This is a genomic window from Paracoccus sp. SSJ, assembly GCF_030234105.1.
GTDB lineage: Bacteria > Pseudomonadota > Alphaproteobacteria > Rhodobacterales > Rhodobacteraceae > Paracoccus > Paracoccus denitrificans.
In genome coordinates this window covers 17296-32738 of the sequence record NZ_JASSPE010000014.1, presented here as the reverse complement: position 1 = coordinate 32738, position 15443 = coordinate 17296, and the positions used below count along the sequence as shown (strand labels likewise).

16 protein-coding genes are annotated in these 15443 nt (G+C 67.8%); 8 read left to right on the top strand and 8 right to left on the bottom strand.

What is annotated here, in order from left to right:
- The first annotated feature begins 3 nt into the window (after nucleotides 1-3).
- Nucleotides 4-1185, top strand: a complete 1182-nt coding sequence (locus tag QPR87_RS15295) for a DUF1501 domain-containing protein (RefSeq protein ID WP_285050134.1) — start codon at nucleotides 4-6, stop codon at nucleotides 1183-1185.
- Between the two features lie 20 nt (nucleotides 1186-1205).
- A complete protein-coding gene (locus QPR87_RS15290) occupies nucleotides 1206-1946 on the top strand; it encodes a GNAT family N-acetyltransferase (protein WP_285050133.1) in 741 nt (246 codons plus the stop codon).
- A gap of 4 nt (nucleotides 1947-1950) precedes the next feature.
- Here the strand turns inward: QPR87_RS15290 and QPR87_RS15285 are convergent, their stop codons facing one another.
- Nucleotides 1951-2679, bottom strand: coding sequence for a response regulator (locus QPR87_RS15285; protein ID WP_285050132.1), 729 nt, complete (start codon nucleotides 2677-2679; stop codon nucleotides 1951-1953).
- A gap of 136 nt (nucleotides 2680-2815) precedes the next feature.
- On the opposite strand from QPR87_RS15285, the gene mce reads away from it, so the two are divergent.
- Both mce and QPR87_RS15275 read left to right on the top strand, forming a co-directional pair.
- Nucleotides 2816-3220 carry a methylmalonyl-CoA epimerase gene (mce, locus tag QPR87_RS15280; RefSeq protein WP_011748465.1) on the top strand — a complete coding sequence of 135 codons (405 nt, stop codon included), beginning with the start codon at nucleotides 2816-2818 and terminating at the stop codon, nucleotides 3218-3220.
- A complete protein-coding gene (locus QPR87_RS15275; RefSeq protein WP_011748464.1) occupies nucleotides 3220-3480 on the top strand; it encodes a DUF1467 family protein in 261 nt (86 codons plus the stop codon). The genes mce and QPR87_RS15275 overlap by 1 nt, the downstream gene beginning before the upstream one ends.
- Here QPR87_RS15275 and QPR87_RS15270 read toward each other — a convergent pair.
- Together QPR87_RS15270 and QPR87_RS15265 are read right to left on the bottom strand one after the other, a co-directional pair.
- Nucleotides 3446-4147, bottom strand: a complete 702-nt coding sequence (locus QPR87_RS15270) for an EI24 domain-containing protein (RefSeq protein WP_285050258.1) — start codon at nucleotides 4145-4147, stop codon at nucleotides 3446-3448. The genes QPR87_RS15275 and QPR87_RS15270 overlap by 35 nt on opposite strands.
- A complete protein-coding gene (locus tag QPR87_RS15265) occupies nucleotides 4147-4713 on the bottom strand; it encodes a nitroreductase family protein (RefSeq protein ID WP_285050129.1) in 567 nt (188 codons plus the stop codon). Before QPR87_RS15265 ends, QPR87_RS15270 begins: the two co-directional genes overlap by 1 nt.
- Nucleotides 4714-4818: 105 nt before the next feature.
- On the opposite strand from QPR87_RS15265, the gene QPR87_RS15260 reads away from it, so the two are divergent.
- Nucleotides 4819-5067, top strand: a complete 249-nt coding sequence (locus tag QPR87_RS15260) for a DUF167 domain-containing protein (RefSeq protein ID WP_011748461.1) — start codon at nucleotides 4819-4821, stop codon at nucleotides 5065-5067.
- On the opposite strand, the gene QPR87_RS15255 is transcribed toward QPR87_RS15260, so the two are convergent.
- Nucleotides 5064-5315 (bottom strand): DUF8831 family protein, encoded by a 252-nt coding sequence (locus tag QPR87_RS15255; protein WP_011748460.1) that lies wholly within the window; start codon nucleotides 5313-5315, stop codon nucleotides 5064-5066. The genes QPR87_RS15260 and QPR87_RS15255 overlap by 4 nt on opposite strands.
- 123 nt (nucleotides 5316-5438) lie before the next feature.
- Between QPR87_RS15255 and QPR87_RS15250 the strand changes: the two genes are divergently transcribed.
- On the top strand, nucleotides 5439-6191 hold the full coding sequence (locus tag QPR87_RS15250; protein WP_285050126.1) for a M48 family metalloprotease: 753 nt from the start codon (nucleotides 5439-5441) through the stop codon (nucleotides 6189-6191).
- Between the two features lie 251 nt (nucleotides 6192-6442).
- Nucleotides 6443-6784 (top strand): hypothetical protein, encoded by a 342-nt coding sequence (locus QPR87_RS15245; protein ID WP_011748458.1) that lies wholly within the window; start codon nucleotides 6443-6445, stop codon nucleotides 6782-6784.
- Between the two features lie 5 nt (nucleotides 6785-6789).
- Here the strand turns inward: QPR87_RS15245 and ilvN are convergent, their stop codons facing one another.
- The 3 genes from ilvN to QPR87_RS15230 all read right to left on the bottom strand — a co-directional run bounded on the left by ilvN (nucleotide 6790) and on the right by QPR87_RS15230 (nucleotide 10130).
- Nucleotides 6790-7350, bottom strand: coding sequence for an acetolactate synthase small subunit (ilvN, locus tag QPR87_RS15240; RefSeq protein ID WP_011748457.1), 561 nt, complete (start codon nucleotides 7348-7350; stop codon nucleotides 6790-6792).
- Nucleotides 7351-7364: 14 nt separating this feature from the next.
- Nucleotides 7365-9119, bottom strand: coding sequence for an acetolactate synthase 3 large subunit (locus tag QPR87_RS15235; protein WP_104491855.1), 1755 nt, complete (start codon nucleotides 9117-9119; stop codon nucleotides 7365-7367).
- Between the two features lie 165 nt (nucleotides 9120-9284).
- On the bottom strand, nucleotides 9285-10130 hold the full coding sequence (locus QPR87_RS15230) for an arginyltransferase (protein ID WP_011748455.1): 846 nt from the start codon (nucleotides 10128-10130) through the stop codon (nucleotides 9285-9287).
- 225 nt (nucleotides 10131-10355) lie between these two features.
- Between QPR87_RS15230 and QPR87_RS15225 the strand changes: the two genes are divergently transcribed.
- A complete protein-coding gene (locus tag QPR87_RS15225; protein ID WP_285050122.1) occupies nucleotides 10356-13157 on the top strand; it encodes a [protein-PII] uridylyltransferase family protein in 2802 nt (933 codons plus the stop codon).
- A gap of 136 nt (nucleotides 13158-13293) precedes the next feature.
- Here the strand turns inward: QPR87_RS15225 and QPR87_RS15220 are convergent, their stop codons facing one another.
- Nucleotides 13294-15390, bottom strand: coding sequence for a glycosyltransferase family 2 protein (locus QPR87_RS15220; RefSeq protein WP_285050120.1), 2097 nt, complete (start codon nucleotides 15388-15390; stop codon nucleotides 13294-13296).
- Between the last annotated feature and the right edge of the window lie 53 nt (nucleotides 15391-15443).

Sequence of the window (15443 nt, the reverse complement as noted above, 5' to 3'; positions counted from 1 at the left end):
CGGATGCCGAAACTGGACCGACGCCTGTTTCTGAAAGGGGCTGCGCTGATCGGCTGTTCGGCCGCGGCGCACCCGCTGATGAACTCGATGACCTTCGCCGCGCTTCCGGGTGAGAACCGGCTTGTCGTCATCATCCTGCGCGGTGCCATGGACGGGCTCGACGCGATTCAGCCCTATGGCGACCCGATGCTGGGCAAGCTGCGTCGCAGCCTTTCGGTGGGGCCGGAAGGCGGGGCGCTGGACCTCGACGGCTTCTATGCGCTGCACCCGCGGCTCGAACCGCTTCTGCCGCTGTGGCAGAGGGGCGAGCTGGCCTTCGCCCATGCCGTCTCGACCCCCTATCGCGACAAGCGCAGCCATTTCGACGGCCAGGATCTGCTGGAGGCCGGGACCGGCAACGACTTGCCGGTGGATTGGCGGGTGGGCGGCTGGCTGAACCGGCTGTTGCAAGCTACGCCCGGCGCCGCGGCCGAGACCGCCTATGCCGTCGGCGTCGAGCAGATGAGGATCCTGGCCGGCAAGGCTGCGCATCTCAGCTGGGCGCCGCGCGCCTCGTTGAAGCTGTCGCCGCAGGCGCAGATGCTGCTGGAGCATGTCTACCACGACGATCCGCTGTTCCGCGCGGCAGCGCAGGACGCGGTGCAGATCAGCGGTGAGACCACGGATATCGGCCGGAACCCGGGGCCGACCGCCGATGCCGAGGCGCTGGCGGCCTTTGCGGCCAGCCGGCTGAATGCCGAAAGCCGCATCGCCGCCTTTTCGATCCCCGGCTGGGACAGCCATGCCAACCAGCATGCCGTCCTTGGCCGGGGGCTGGATCGGTTGGCGGCGGCGATCCTGAAGCTGCGCGAGGGGCTGGGGCCGAACTGGGGTCGAACCGCCGTGCTGGCCATGACCGAATTTGGCCGCACCGTGCGCGAGAACGGCTCGGGCGGCACCGATCACGGCACCGGAGGGGCGCTGCTGATGGCCGGCGGCGCGATCCGGGGTGGCCGCGCTTTCGGCGACTGGCCGGGACTGGGCGAGGGCCAGCTTTACGCCGGTCGCGACCTGATGCCCGTGCGCGATATTCGCGCTTATGCCGCCTGGGCCATGCACGGGCTGTTCGGGATCGGGCAGGACAGGCTGGAGCGCACGATCTTTCCCGGGCTTGACCTTGGCGGCGATCCGGCAATGCTGGCCTGAGCCCCATCGGAGTTCCGCCCATGCCTGAGGATTCCCCTGCCAGCCCCGGCCCCTCCGTCGCCGTCGATTCCCCGGCCGCGCAGGACCGTCCCACCGGCCCTGTCGTCACCGGCTTCACCCCGCCCCCGGCACCCGGGCCCGATCTGATCGAGGGCCGCCATGTGCTGCTGGAGCGGCTGGGCCCGGATCGTCATGCCGAGGATCTGTTCGCGGCCAATCAGGGGCAGGACTGGGTCTGGGACTATCTGGGCTATGGCCCCTTTGCCGATCTGCCGGCCTATCGCGGCTGGCAGGCAGAGATGGCTGCGAAATCCGACCCCTGCTTCTATGCCCTGCGCGACCGTGCGACCGGCAAGGTGGGCGGCCTGGCCTCGTTCATGCGCATCGACCCCGCCAACGGCGTGATCGAGATCGGCCATATCGAGATCGCACCCCCGATGCAGCGCACCCCCGCGGCGACCGAGGCGATCTCGTTGATGATCGGCTGGGCCTTCGATGCGGGCTATCGCCGCGTCGAGTGGAAATGCGACGCGCTGAACGCCCCCTCGCGCCGGGCCGCGCTGCGCTATGGCTTCGCCTTCGAGGGCATCTTTCGCCAGCACATGATCTACAAGGGCCGCAACCGCGACACGGCCTGGTATGCCATCGTCGACCGGGACTGGCCCCGCCTTGCCGCGGCGCACCGCGCATGGCTCGCGCCCGGGAATTTCGATGCCCAGGGGCGCCAGCGGCAAAGCCTGTCGGCGTTGACGGTGGCCTGAACCGTCACGAAATGCGGACCGCCGCCAGCCGGTCCTGCACCAGCCCGCTGATCCGGGCCACGTCCATGGCCAGCGCCCGGCCGTCGGCATGGTCCTGCGCCAGCGTTGTCGCCGCATCCTCCAGCATCCGGTCATGCGCCGAGCGTGCCACCCCGGCCAGGAAGCGCGCGATATAGTCGATGGCGCCGGTGTCGTCGGCCTGCGCCAGCACATCGGCGACATGCGCCAGATCGTCGCGCAGCGCCTCGGGATCGGCGGTGATCATGTCGTCGGGCAGCGCACGCAACCCCCGGGGCCGCGCCTCGGGCGGCAGGACCGCCAGGATCGCCTCTTGAAACAGTGCCAGGCTTTCGATGGGCTTTGCCAGGAAGCCGTCGGCCCCCGCCCTCAGCGCCGCGTCGCGATTGGCCGGATCGCCCGAGATGCCCAGGATCACCGGCACCCGCGGCATCGCCTTGGCCATGGTGGCGATCATGTCGGCGCCGTCGCCGTCTGGCAGGCCCATATCCACCATCACCGCGCCCGGGCGATAGGTCTGCAGATGCCGCAGGGCCGCGCGGATGCTGTCGGCCCGGCGGATGCGTGCGCCCGAGCGCAGGCAGAGCAGGCGCACCGCCTCGCTGGCGACGCGCGAATCCTCGATCACCAGCACCGTCAGGCCGGTCAGGGGCCGGTTGGGCAGGGTGACCCGCCAGGTGGGGAATGCGTCCGCACCGATCCTTTCCTGTTCCATCTCGTAAAATCCTAACTGGGAATCTCCATCTGCCCCAAGGATCGCGCGATTCCCCTAAGAAGCGGTTAACGGCGCTTTCTTTTCCTTCCCCCCGCCGCCTTGTCGCCCTAGAAGGGCGCAAACGACGGAGGAAGTGATGATCGGACGCCTGAACCATGTCGCCATCGCCGTGCCCGACCTGAAGGCCGCGGCCGCGCAATATGAAAACAGCCTTGGCGCCAAGGTCGGTGCGCCGCAGGACGAGCCCGACCACGGCGTCACCGTCGTCTTCATCGAACTGCCGAACACCAAGATCGAACTGCTCTATCCGCTGGGCGACGCAAGCCCGATCAAGGGGTTCCTGGAAAAGAATCCCTCGGGCGGCATCCATCACATGTGCTTCGAGGTCGAGGATATCCTGGCCGCCCGCGACAAGCTGAAGGCCGAGGGTGCGCGCGTGCTGGGCAATGGCGAGCCCAAGATCGGGGCGCATGGCAAGCCGGTGCTGTTCCTGCATCCCAAGGACTTCAACGGCTGCCTGATCGAGCTGGAGCAGGTCTGATGAGCCTGACCGGAGGCATCGTCCTTTATGCCGTGCTGTGGTTTCTGGTGCTGTTCGTGCTGCTGCCGATCGGCCAGCAAAGCCAGGCCGATGTCGGGCAGGTCACGCCCGGCACGCCCGCCGGTGCGCCGCATGAGCCGAAGCTGAAGAAGAAGGTGCTGTGGGCGACGCTGATCGCTGCGCTGATCTGGGGCGTGATCGCCTATGTCATCGTCGCCGGCGTCATCACCCGCGCAGACCTTGAGGCCTGGACGCGCTGATATGGAAAAGGTGGGTGAACCCCGCCGCCGCCAGCACCGGAATGACCACGTTCAGCACCGGCACGGTCAGCAGCAGCGCGATCAGCACCCCCAGCGCCGTGGCTTGCGTCGTCAGGCTGCGGCGCAGCGCGGTCGCCTGCGGTTCGTGTAGGTGGCGCCGGGCCGCCATCTGGAAGAACTCGCGCCCCAGAAGCCAGCCGTTGCCGCCATAGAACAGCACCGAGGCCAGCGGGCCCAGGAAGGGCGTCAGCACCAGCGTCACCAGCGTGACCAGGATGACCGCGCCCATCACGGCCAGCGATTCCCAGAGCCCGTCCCAGAAATCGACCGGCAGGCCCTTGCGGGCGGGGTAGTGCACCTCTTCGACCGCTTCCGAGACGCGCTCGGCGAACAGTCCCGAAAAGCCGGCCGCGACCGGGATCATCAGGAAGATGCTCATCAGCGGAAAGAGCAGCAGCGAGCTCCAGGACAGCGCGGGTGCCAGCGGCACGGGGCCGATCCAGGGCAGGGTCAGCGTCTCGGGCGCAAAGGCGCGGATCGCCCAGAAGGCGCCGGCTTGCAGCGCCACGAACAGCAACAGCGTCAGCGCCACGCCAAGCGCGACCACGCCGAAGATACGCGGCCGCAGCAGGTCTCCCCAAGCGAGGATCACCGCGCGCAGCACCATCACAGGAAGGTGGTCTTGGCCGCAACATCCGGCCGCGGACGCTCGGGCGGGGTCGGGCCGCGCTGGCCGATATGGACCAGCCCCACGATGCGCTCGCCCTCGCCGATGCCCAGATGCGGGCGGGCGAATTCCGGCTCGGCCGCGGGGCCGGTCAGCCAGGCCGCGCCATAGCCTGCCGCCAGCGCCGCGTTCACCAGTTCCAGACAGACCGCCCCGGCCGACAGGAACTGTTCCCATTCCGGCACCTTCGGGCTTGCGACGGGGGCCGAGACCACGGCCACGATCACCGGCGAGCCAAAGGCCGAGCGCGCCTTTTCCGCCGCGGCCTCGTCCCCGCCTCTGGCCAGGACATGCTCGGCCAGCACCGGGGCCAGCCGGTCCAGCGCATCGCGCCCCAGCACCACGAAGCGCCAGGGCTCCAGCTTGCCATGGTCGGGCACGCGGGCGGCCAGTTCCAGCAGGTCCGCCAGCGCCTCGCGCGAGGGGGCGGGGCCGGTCAGCAGCTTCGGCGGATGCGAGCGGCGGCGGCGCAGGAAGGCAAGGGTGGCGGGATCGGCATGTTCCATTCGGTCCTCGTCGGGTTCGCGCGTGTCCTGCCTTCCAGATAGCGGTGCGGGCCGGCCTATGCCAGCCGGCATTGCCTTTTTCGCCGCGCGCGGCTTCAAAGGGGCATGACCGATCTGAGCCATCTTGCCCGGCCCGGCGCCGAAATCGCCGTGCGCGTCACGCCGCGCGCCTCGCGCAATGCGGTGATCCTGGACGGCGAGGCGATCCGCGTCACCGTCACCACGGTCCCCGAGGACGGCAAGGCCAATGCCGCCGTGGTCAAGCTGCTGGCCAAGGCGCTGGGCGTCGCCAAGTCGCGGCTGGTGCTGGTGCGCGGCGCCACCGCCCGCGACAAGCTGTTCCGCATCGACTAGCCGCGCTGCAGCCGGTAATTGCCTTCGGGCAGGTTCAGCGCGGCGCGCAATTCCTCCAGCTGCTCGATGGTCAGGACGATCTGCGCCAGCTCGCCGGTGTCGGGGTCGAATTGCTCGACCACCACGCGATCCTCGAAACTCTGGATCACGACATCCTCGTTCAGCGGCCGCGAGCCCGCCTCGGCCTCGGGGAGTTCGTCGATCAGGGTGATGACGGTCGCGTCGAAATCATGCTCGATGGTGAACATGGCGATCCTTCCGTGCTTTTTGCAACAATCGCGTGATATTGCGGCCAGGGCAAGCCCGGGGCTTGGCGCGGGATGAAAGGCCCGGCTAAAGTGGCGCGAACCAGGGATATGCGGGGGCGGCAGATGGTCAGGACATGGCAGGCGGTGGCGGCGATCGTGCTGGTGCTGGCGGGCTGTGTCGCCGCGCCCGTTCCGCAGCCGGGGGTGCCGCAGCCCGGTGGGCCGGATGTCGCCATCACGCCGGCGCCGGATACGCCGGCGAACGCCTCGGCCTCGGCCCGCACCTTCATCGCGGTGATCAGCCGCATGGAACCGGCGGTCGAGCGTGAATGCCTGCAACGCCGCACCCAGCCGATCAATTGCGACTTCCAGTTCGTCGTCGATGACCGAGCGGGATTGGAGCCGAACGCCTTCCAGACCGTCGATCCCAGCGGCCGGCCGATCATCGGGTTCACCCTTTCGCTGATCGGCGAGGCGCGGAATGCCGACGAACTGGCCTTCGTCGTCGGACATGAGGCGAGCCATCACATCCTGGGCCATATCAACCGCAAGACCGGCGCCGCGACCGTGGGTGCGGTGATCCTGGGCGGGCTGGCCAGCGCCTATGGCGGCGATCCCGAGGCGATTCGCACCGCGCAGGATTTCGGTGCCCAGATGGGTGCCCGCTATTATTCCAAGGATTGGGAACTCGAAGCGGATTACCTGGGGGCGATCATCACGCTGAATGCCGGTTTCGATCCCGAACACGGTGCGCTGTTTTTTGCCCGCATCCCCGATCCGGGTGACAAAATTCTGGGCACGCACCCGTCCCGAAGCGCCCGCATGGGACAGGTGGCGCGCGCGGTGGCCGATTACCGGGCGGGCCGGGTGCGATGACGCCGGGTGCTGTTGCATTGCTGCATCGCGTCCTTGCTTGCGCCAGATCCATGATTTGTCACGGAAAGCCGTAATTCTCAGGGAATTTCGATGGCCAATCCGGTGTAAATGTGCAATTTGCCTGCAAATCCGGGCTCAAACTGAACGGTTCCGCCAAAATTTGCTTTCATAGGCGAGAAATTGCCGATAATTTCCCGCAAGGGTTGGATTGCGTCCATTATTGTCCGGGCGGCTTTGCTTTAGGAGCTTTCATGATCGGGGTTATTTTATGGAGCAGTCCGGCCAAGGAAAAAGCTGTGATCTGGTGCGAGGATCACGGCGCGCTGGCCTATCTTCAGGGCAAGGAGAACCTTGTCGTCACGACCGAATGGCCCGAGGCGGGCGATCTGGTCGAACTTGAATTCGAAGTGCAGGCCGGCTTGCGTCATGCCCGCTTCGTCTGCCTTGTCGCCGGCAACCAGCGTTCGGAACTGCCCGGCCTGCTGCGGGAGATGGGCGAGAAGCCCGACCAGACCCGCCCCTTGCTGCGGGTGATCTCGAACCCCGAAGGCGAGATGCTGGAGCGGCCGCTGAAACTGGCGGCCGCCCGCTGATTCGTTCAGGCGCCGCGCGCCAGCGCGGCGACGCCGGTGCGGGCCTGGTCCGACAGCCCCAGGGGGCGCATCAGATCGGCGAATGCGTCCAGTTTCTCGGGCGTGCCGGTGATTTCGAAGACGAAGCTTTCCAACGTCGAATCGACCACGCTGGCGCGAAAGATCTCGGCGATCCGCAGCGCCTCGACCCGCTTGTCGCCCTTGCTCGTGACCTTGAACAGGCCCAGCTCGCGCTCGACGCTGGGGCCTTCGACGGTCAGGTCGTGGACCTCGTGCACCGGGACGATGCGGCCGAGCTGCGCCTTGATCTGTTCGATCACCGCGGGCGTGCCGCGAGTCACGATGGTGATGCGCGAACGGTGACCAAGATGGTCCACCTCGGCCACGGTCAGACTGTCGATGTTGTAGCCGCGCCCGGAAAACAGGCCGATGACGCGCGCCAGCACGCCCGGCTCGTTCTCGACCAGCACCGCGAGCGTATGGCTTTCGATGACCTGGGCATTCGGGTCGCGCAGGTCATAGGCCGAATGGCTGGATGCGCCCTTCTGGATGTTCAGTGCCGCCATGTTCTTCTCCTAAATCAGACCAAGGCCGCGCCGGCGCCGGTGATGGCGCCTTCGGTCGAGGCCTCGCCCAGCAGCATCTCGTTATGCGGCTTGCCCGAGGGGATCATCGGGAAGCAGTTCTCGTGCTTCTCGACCAGCACGTCCAGGATGAACGGACCGTCATAATCGATCATCTCCTGGATCGCGGCGTCCAGATCGGCCGGGTCCGAAACCGTGCGCCCGCCGCAGCCGAAGGCTTCGGCCAGCTTCACGAAATCGGGCAGGCTTTCCGACCAGCTCTGGCTATAGCGCTCGCCATGCAGCAATTGCTGCCATTGCCGCACCATGCCCAGGCGTTCGTTATTCAGGATGAACTGCTTGACCGGCGCGCGGAACTGCACCGCCGTCGCCATTTCCTGCATGTTCATCAGCCAGGACGCCTCGCCGGCGACGTTGACGACCAGCGCCTCGGGATGGGCGACCTGCACCCCGATCGAGGCTGGCAGGCCATAGCCCATCGTGCCCAGTCCGCCCGAGGTCATCCAGTGGTTCGGATCCTCGAAATGCAGGAACTGCGCCGCCCACATCTGGTGCTGGCCGACCTCGGTGGTGAAATAGGGGCTGCGCCCCGCGGTCAGCGCCTGCAGCCGCTGCAAGGCATGCTGCGGCTTGATGACCTTGTCCGAGTTGCGATAGGCGAGGCAGTTGCGCGCCTTCCACTGTTCGATCTGTGCCCACCATGCCCGCAGTCCCTCGGTATCGGTCTTGCGGCCGCGGGATTTCCAGACCTTCAGCATGTCCTCCAGCACATGGCCGACATCGCCGACGATGGGCAGGTCGACATGGATCACCTTGTTGATCGAGCTGGGGTCGATGTCGATCTGCGCCTTGACCGAGCCGGGGCTGAAATCCGCGACCCGCCCGGTGATGCGGTCGTCGAAGCGCGCGCCGACCGCGATCATCAGGTCGCAGTCGTGCATGGCCATGTTGGCCTCGTAAAGGCCATGCATGCCCAGCATGCCGATCCATTTCGACCCCGAGGCCGGATAGGCGCCCAGCCCCATCAGCGTCGATGTGACCGGGAATCCCGTCGCCTCGGCCAGTTCGCGCAGAAGCTGGCTGGCGCCGGGGCCGGAATTGATCACCCCGCCGCCGGTATAGAAGATCGGCCGCTTGGCGGTTTCCATCAGCTCGACCAGCCGGGTGATGGTCGCCAGGTCGCCTTTCTTCACCGGCTGATAGCTGGGTGTCTCGATCTGTTTCGGCCCGACATATTCGCCGGTGGCGAATTGCACGTCCTTCGGGATGTCGATCAGCACCGGCCCCGGACGACCCGAGGTGGCGATGTGGAAGGCCTTGTGGATCGTCGCCGCCAGCTCGTCCGTCTCTTTCACCAGCCAGTTATGCTTGGTGCAGGGGCGGGTGATGCCGATGGTATCGGCCTCCTGGAAGCCGTCGGTGCCGATCAGGAAGGTCGGAACCTGCCCGGTCAGCACGACGATGGGGATCGAATCCATCAGCGCATCGGTCAGCCCGGTGACGGCATTGGTCGCGCCAGGTCCCGAGGTGACCAGGACGACCCCCGGCTTGCCGGTCGAGCGGGCATAGCCCTCGGCCATGTGGACGGCGCCCTGTTCGTGGCGCACCAGGATGTGCCGGATGTCGTTCTGCTGGAAAATCTCGTCATAAATGGGAAGTACCGCCCCGCCCGGATAGCCGAATACCGTATCGACGCCCTGATCGCGCAGAGCTTCGATAACCATCCTTGCACCCGTCATCTGTCGGGACATGCCCATTCTCCATCTCTGAACAAAAACACGGCGGGGAAGCCGCCCCCGCTGCGTCGCGGGAAACTATGGGCGCGGCGCGGCGCGGTCAATGGCGATTGTCCAAGAAAATGACCCGGTGTCGCAAATTCTTGAAATATTCTTACCCGTACGCCGGCTTTTCGGTAATCATCTCCGATTCGACGGCAGATTGATGCGCGCCACCTGCTCGACGATGGGGTCGATGGATAGGGGGTGGATGTCGGATGTGTGCTGCGCCGGGTCGCCGATCGGCTGCCAGACGCCGCCCTTGTAGATCTCCAGCGCCGAGAATTTCGCCTTGTAGTCCATCTTGCGGCTGCCCGGCACCCAATAGCCCAAATAGACGAAGGGCAGGCCGGCGCTGCGGGCCAGGTCGATATGGTCCAGGATGATATGCGTGCCCAGGCTGAAGCCTTCCAGCGCCGGGTCGTAGAAGCTGTAGACCAGGCTCAGCCCGTCATCCAGCACGTCGGTCAGGCAGACCGCGACCAGTTGGTCGCTGTCGGGCGGGGGCGGGATTTCGCTGCTGTCGCCCTGATGCGCGCGATATTCGATGACGCGGGTGCGCACCGGCGTCTCCTCGATCATCGCGGCGAATTCGAAGATGTCCATGTCGGCCATGCCGCCGTCGGCATGGCGCTCGTCCAGATAGGCGCGGAACAGCTCGTATTGCTCTTCGGTTGCCCAGGCGCTGGTGGCGAGCCGGCGCAGATGCGCGTTCCTGCGCGCGATCCGGCGCTGCGTGCGCGAGGGCTCGAACTCCGAGACCCGGATGCGCGCCGACATGCAGGCGACGCAGCTTTCGCAGCTGGGCCGGTAAAGCACATTCTGCGAGCGGCGAAAGCCCTGGCGCGACAGGGCGTTGTTCAGTTCATTGGCCGAATCGCCTGCCAGCGCGGTGAACAGCTTGCGCTCGGCCCGCCCGTGCAGGTAAGGGCAGGGCTGCGGAGCCGTCACATAGAATTGCGGCGCATGAGGCAGGGTGTGCCGCATCAGCCGCACCCCCGGCTTCTGGGGTGCAGCATGCTTGCGGGCGCATGCGGTCGGGTCATTCTCATGTCTGCGCGTTTCGGCTGCGGCGTGTCTGGGGTCAATTGCTCTGGGGCTGAGCCTAGCAATAGTTGTCCCTGCCGCCAAGCATGGAAAACCGTAAGATTTGAACGTTCCGGTCCATCCGCGCGGCATTGACGCGGCGCGGGCTGCGGCTAGGCTGCGGCCATGGATTTCGCCGCCCGCATCACCCGCCTGCCCATTCCTGCCGATCCCGCCCGCGGCCTTTCCGCGCTGCAGGCGACCGGGATCGCCGATCCCCGCTTGGGCGACCTGATCCGGGGGGCCGCCGGGTGCAGCCCCTATCTGGCCGGGCTGATCGAGCGCGAAGCCGACTGGCTGCCCGAGGCGCTGGCGCATGAGGATGTCGTCGCGCGCGAGACGGCGGGGTTCGAGACGCTTTCCGCCGATGCCCTTGGCCCCGCGCTGCGCCGCGCCAAGCGGCGGGTGGCGCTGTGGGCGGCGCTGGCCGATCTGGGCGGCGTCTGGACGCTGGAGCAGGTGACCGGCGCGCTGACCGACCTGGCCGACCGCGCCACTGACCTGGCGCTGCGTGCCCATGTCGCGGCCGAGCAGGCGCGCGGCAAGCTGCCCCCGACCGGGGCCGAGGCCGGCGGCATCGTGGCGCTGGCCATGGGCAAGATGGGCGCGGGAGAGCTGAACTATTCCTCGGACATCGACCTGATCGTGCTTTACGACGACAGCGCCTATGCCCCGGACGACCAGTACGAGGCCCGTGCCAGCCTGATCCGCGCCACCCGCAAGGCGGCGGCGACGATCTCGGACAATACCGATCAGGGCTATGTCTTCCGCACCGACCTTCGGCTGCGACCCGATGCCGCGGTGACGCCGGTCTGCATCTCGATCTCGGCGGCGCTGGCCTATTACGAGGCCGAGGGCCGCACCTGGGAACGCAGCGCCTATATCAAGGCACGCGCCTGCGCGGGCGATCTGGCGGCGGGCGCGCGTTTCCTGCGCGAGCTGCGCCCCTTCGTCTGGCGGCGCCACCTGGATTTCGCCACCATCCAGGACGCGCATGACATGCGGCTGCGCATCCGCGAGCACAAGGGTCTCTCCGGCCGCATCGAGGTGCCGGGTCACAACATGAAGCTGGGCCAGGGCGGCATCCGCGAGATCGAATTCTTCACCCAGACCCGCCAGCTGATCGCCGGCGGCCGCGATCCCGACCTGCGCGTGCGCGGCACGGTCGAGGGGCTGGCGCGGTTGGCCGAAAAGGGCTGGGTGCCGCCCGACGTGGCCCGCGAACTGACCGCGCATTACCGCGAGCATCGCGAGATCGAGCACCGCATCCAGATGGTGAACGACGCCCAGACCCATACGCTGCCGAACTCGGCCGAGGGGGTCGAGACCATCGCCCGGATGATGGGCGATGCCGATACCGCCGCCTGGTCGGAGCGCCTGGCCGCACGCCTGGTCCGGGTCGAGGCGCTGACCGGCGATTTCTTTGCCCCCGGCGAGCGCCGCGCCCGGCCGACGCTTTCCCCCGAGGCCGAGGCGATGGTGGAACGCTGGCGCAGCTATCCCGCCCTGCGTTCGGCGCGCGGCCGCGAGGTCTTTGCCCGGATCGAGCCCGATCTGCTGACCCGCCTGACCGCCGCCGCTCATGCCGAGGAGGCGCTGGCGCGGTTCGACGCCTTTCTGGCCGGGCTGCCCGCCGGGGTGCAGCTTTTCTCGCTTTTCGAGGCCAATCCGCAACTGATCGAACTGATCGTCGATATCTGCGGCACCGCGCCCGGGCTTGCGGCCTATCTTGCGCGCCATGCCGAGGTGCTGGACGCGGTGCTGGCCGGCAGCTTCTTCTCGGCCTGGCCGGGCATGGCCGAGTTGCGCCGTCAGATCGACCAGTTGCTGGATTCGGCGCTGACGGGGCCCAATGGCGGCTATGAACAGGCGCTGGATGCGGCACGGCGCTGGGCGCATGAATGGCAGTTCCGCATCGGCGTCCACCACCTGCGCAGCCTGATCGGTGCCGAGGAGGCAGGGGGGCAATATGCCGATGTCGCCGATGCCGCGGTCGCCGCGCTGTTCCCGGTGGTGGCCGCGGAATTCGCCCGCAGGCACGGTCCGGCGCCGGGCCGGGGGGCGGTGGTGCTGGGCATGGGCTCGCTGGGGGCGCGACAGCTCAATGCCTCGTCCGACCTGGACCTCATCGTCATTTACGACGCCGCCGGGCAAGAGGTGTCCGAGGGGTCGAAGCCCCTGGCGACGCGGGCCTATTATGCGCGGCTGACCCAGGCGATGATCACGGCGCTGTCGGCGCCGACCTCGGCCGGGCGGCTTTACGAGGTGGACATGCGGCTGCGTCCTTCGGGGCGGCAGGGGCCGGTGGCGACCTCGGTGCAGAGCTTTCGCGACTACCAGATGACCGAGGCCTGGACCTGGGAGCATCTGGCCCTGACCCGTGCCCGGGTGATCGGCACCTGCGGCACCGATGCCGCGGCGCTGGCCGGCGAGGTCGAGGCGCTGCGTGTCGATGTGTTGCAAAACCGCGGCTCGGACCCTCGGGTCATGCCGGACCTGGCCGGGATGCGCGCCCGCATCTTTGCCGCCAAGGCACCCGATGGCGCCTGGGAGGCCAAGATCGGCCGCGGCCGGTTGCAGGACATCGAATTGCTGGCGCAATGTTTCGCGCTGCGTGCCGGCTCGTCCGCGCGCGCGGTGCAGGCGCAATTGCGCACCGGGCCGCGGACCGGGCTGATCGGGCGCGAGGATGGCGAGAGGCTGGCCTCGGCCCGGCGCTTCCTGTGGAATCTGCAATGTGCCGGCCGGCTGCTGACCGAAAAACCGCTGGACATGGACAATCTGGGCAAGGGCGGGCAGGCCTTCCTGCTGCGCGAAACCGGCACGGCCTCGCTGGAGGATCTGGCCAAGCGGCTGGCCGAGACCGTCGCGACGGCGGGCGCCGTCATCGACGGCGTGCTGGCGGGGGTCGAGGTGCGGGCGGAATAGGAATATCGCGCCGCTCCGGGCGATCCTGCCCGGCGTGGGCGCCGGCGATGCGGGCCGGTTCCCGCCTTTCCCGGCCGACTGCCGTGGGGGCCGATGAGCTGCTTGCTTTCGCGCCGTCCGAAGTGCCTATGAAACCTCATGCGGTCAGGCGCTTGCCGCGCAGGAAGGCCCAGTTGCGCTTCGAGCGCGGAGCAGGCATGGCCGGGTCGGCAATCAGCGCCAAGGGATGCAGATCGGCCGCCTTGCGCAGCGGGATCAGCCTGCCCGGCGCGATGGGTGCGGGCTCGGGCGCCTCTTCCTGGCCGGCCTCGAAGATGCCGTGCTGCGTCTTGTCCCAGTAGAAGGGCTTGGCCACCACCTCGTAGATCGCCTTCCAGGCCGCCAGGCAGCCGAGCGGGAAATACAGGTGCAGCGTCGGCACCCAGGGCAGCAGGTGGCGATGCCCCCGCCCGCGCACCGCCCAAAGCCCGATGGCGATGTTCAGCAGTTCCGAGGCCACGAACAGCGTGAACAGGATGGCGATGGCATTGCCGCCCAGCATGCCTGACAGCATCCCGCGCATCGGATGCGGCAGGCCGAGGCTGAGCAGCCAAAAGCTCCACAGCACCGGCGCCAGCAGATATTGCGAGACCGAGGCGAAAAGCTGCACCTGCAAGCCGATGAAGCGCCGTGCGCCCAGATCGCGCCACAGCGCCACCGGGTCGCGCATATGCACACCCCAGGTCATGGCAAAGCCCTTGAGCCAGCGCGACCGCTGCTTGACCCAGGGGATCAGGCGGCAATTCGCCTCTTCATGCGTCACTGTATCCAGCATCCGCGTGCGATAGCCGCGCCGGGTCAGGCGCACGCCCAGGTCGGCATCCTCGGTCACGTTCCAGGCGTCCCAGGCGCCGACCTCTTCCAGTGCCTCGCTGCGGAAGAACAGCGTGGTTCCCCCCAGCGGCACCACCAGATCCAGCGCCGCCGCCCCGGCCAGCGTGCCGCGGAACCACGAGGCGTATTCGATGGTAAAGGCGCGCGCCAGCCAGTTGGTGCGCGGGTTGTAATAGTCCAGCACGCCTTGCAGGCAGACCACCTCGGGCGGCGCGAAATGAAAGCCGCGTGCGACCTTGAGCAACTGGCCGGGCTCGGGCCGGTCCTCGGCATCCCAGACCCCGATGATCGAGCCGCGGCAGAAGTTCAGCGCATAGTTCAGCGCCCGCGGCTTGGTGCGCACCGGCCCGTCCGGCACCTTCACGACCCGCAGCCAGCGGGGCAGACGGGCGTCCTCCAGCGCCGCGCAGGTGACGCTGTCGGTTTCCTCGACCACGATCAGGATGTCCATCAACTCGCGCGGGTAGTCCAGCCGCGACAGCCGGCCGATCAGCTTTTCGGCGATATCGGCCTCGGCGAACAGCGGCACCATGACCGAGATCACCGGCAGCGGTGCCGTCATCTCGGGCGGCGGGATCGCATCGCGCGCCATGGCCTCGGCCTTGGCGCGGTCCAGGCGGTGCCGGCGCAGGATGGCGGCAAAGGAGAGCAGCTTCAACGCGGCCGAGGCGATCAGCGTCAGCACCGTCCAACCCGTCAGCAAGGCGATCACCGCGATCGGTGCCAGCAGCAACCCCAGCACCGTTGCCGCGATCAGGATCACGGCGATTCGGCCGAAGCGGCGCTCGTTGCGGGTGCGGCAGCTTTCATGGGCGGGAACGCGGGTTTCAGCCTGGCGGATCAGCGCGGTGCGGCGCAGGGCCAGGATCGCCTCGCGCGCGGCGTTTTCCGAACACAGCAACATGCGCACCGCGCCGAAATCCTGGGGCAGGCGGTCCTGCAACGCCTGGAATCCTTCTGGCCGGGCGGTGGCGATGAAGGTCACCCCGCCGACGCGCCGCCAGGGCACCACCCCTTCGGCCAGGCAAAGCTGCGCCCCCATCGCATCGACCAGGCGCGGATCGGGCGGCAGCGCCTTCAGGTCCAGCACGCTGGCGCGCCATTGCCGGGACAGGGCGCGGATCAGCGCCTCTTCCCGCACCCAGCCGTTCGCCAGCAGGATCTCGCCCAGCCGTGCCGACTGGCGCTGGCGCATGACCAGCGCCTTGAACAGGTTGCGCGGGTCGACCGCGCCGTCCTCGATCAGGATCTGGCCGAGCGGCCGCAGGTCGCGGGCCGACACGACCGTCTCGGCGGGGTCCGGCAAGGCCGCCAGGACAGGTATGCCTTCGAAGGGCCTGATAGGGACGATGCGGGCCATGCGCGATTCCCGGTCTGGGTCATTCCGACCCCCTCTCTGGCATCCAGAGGGTT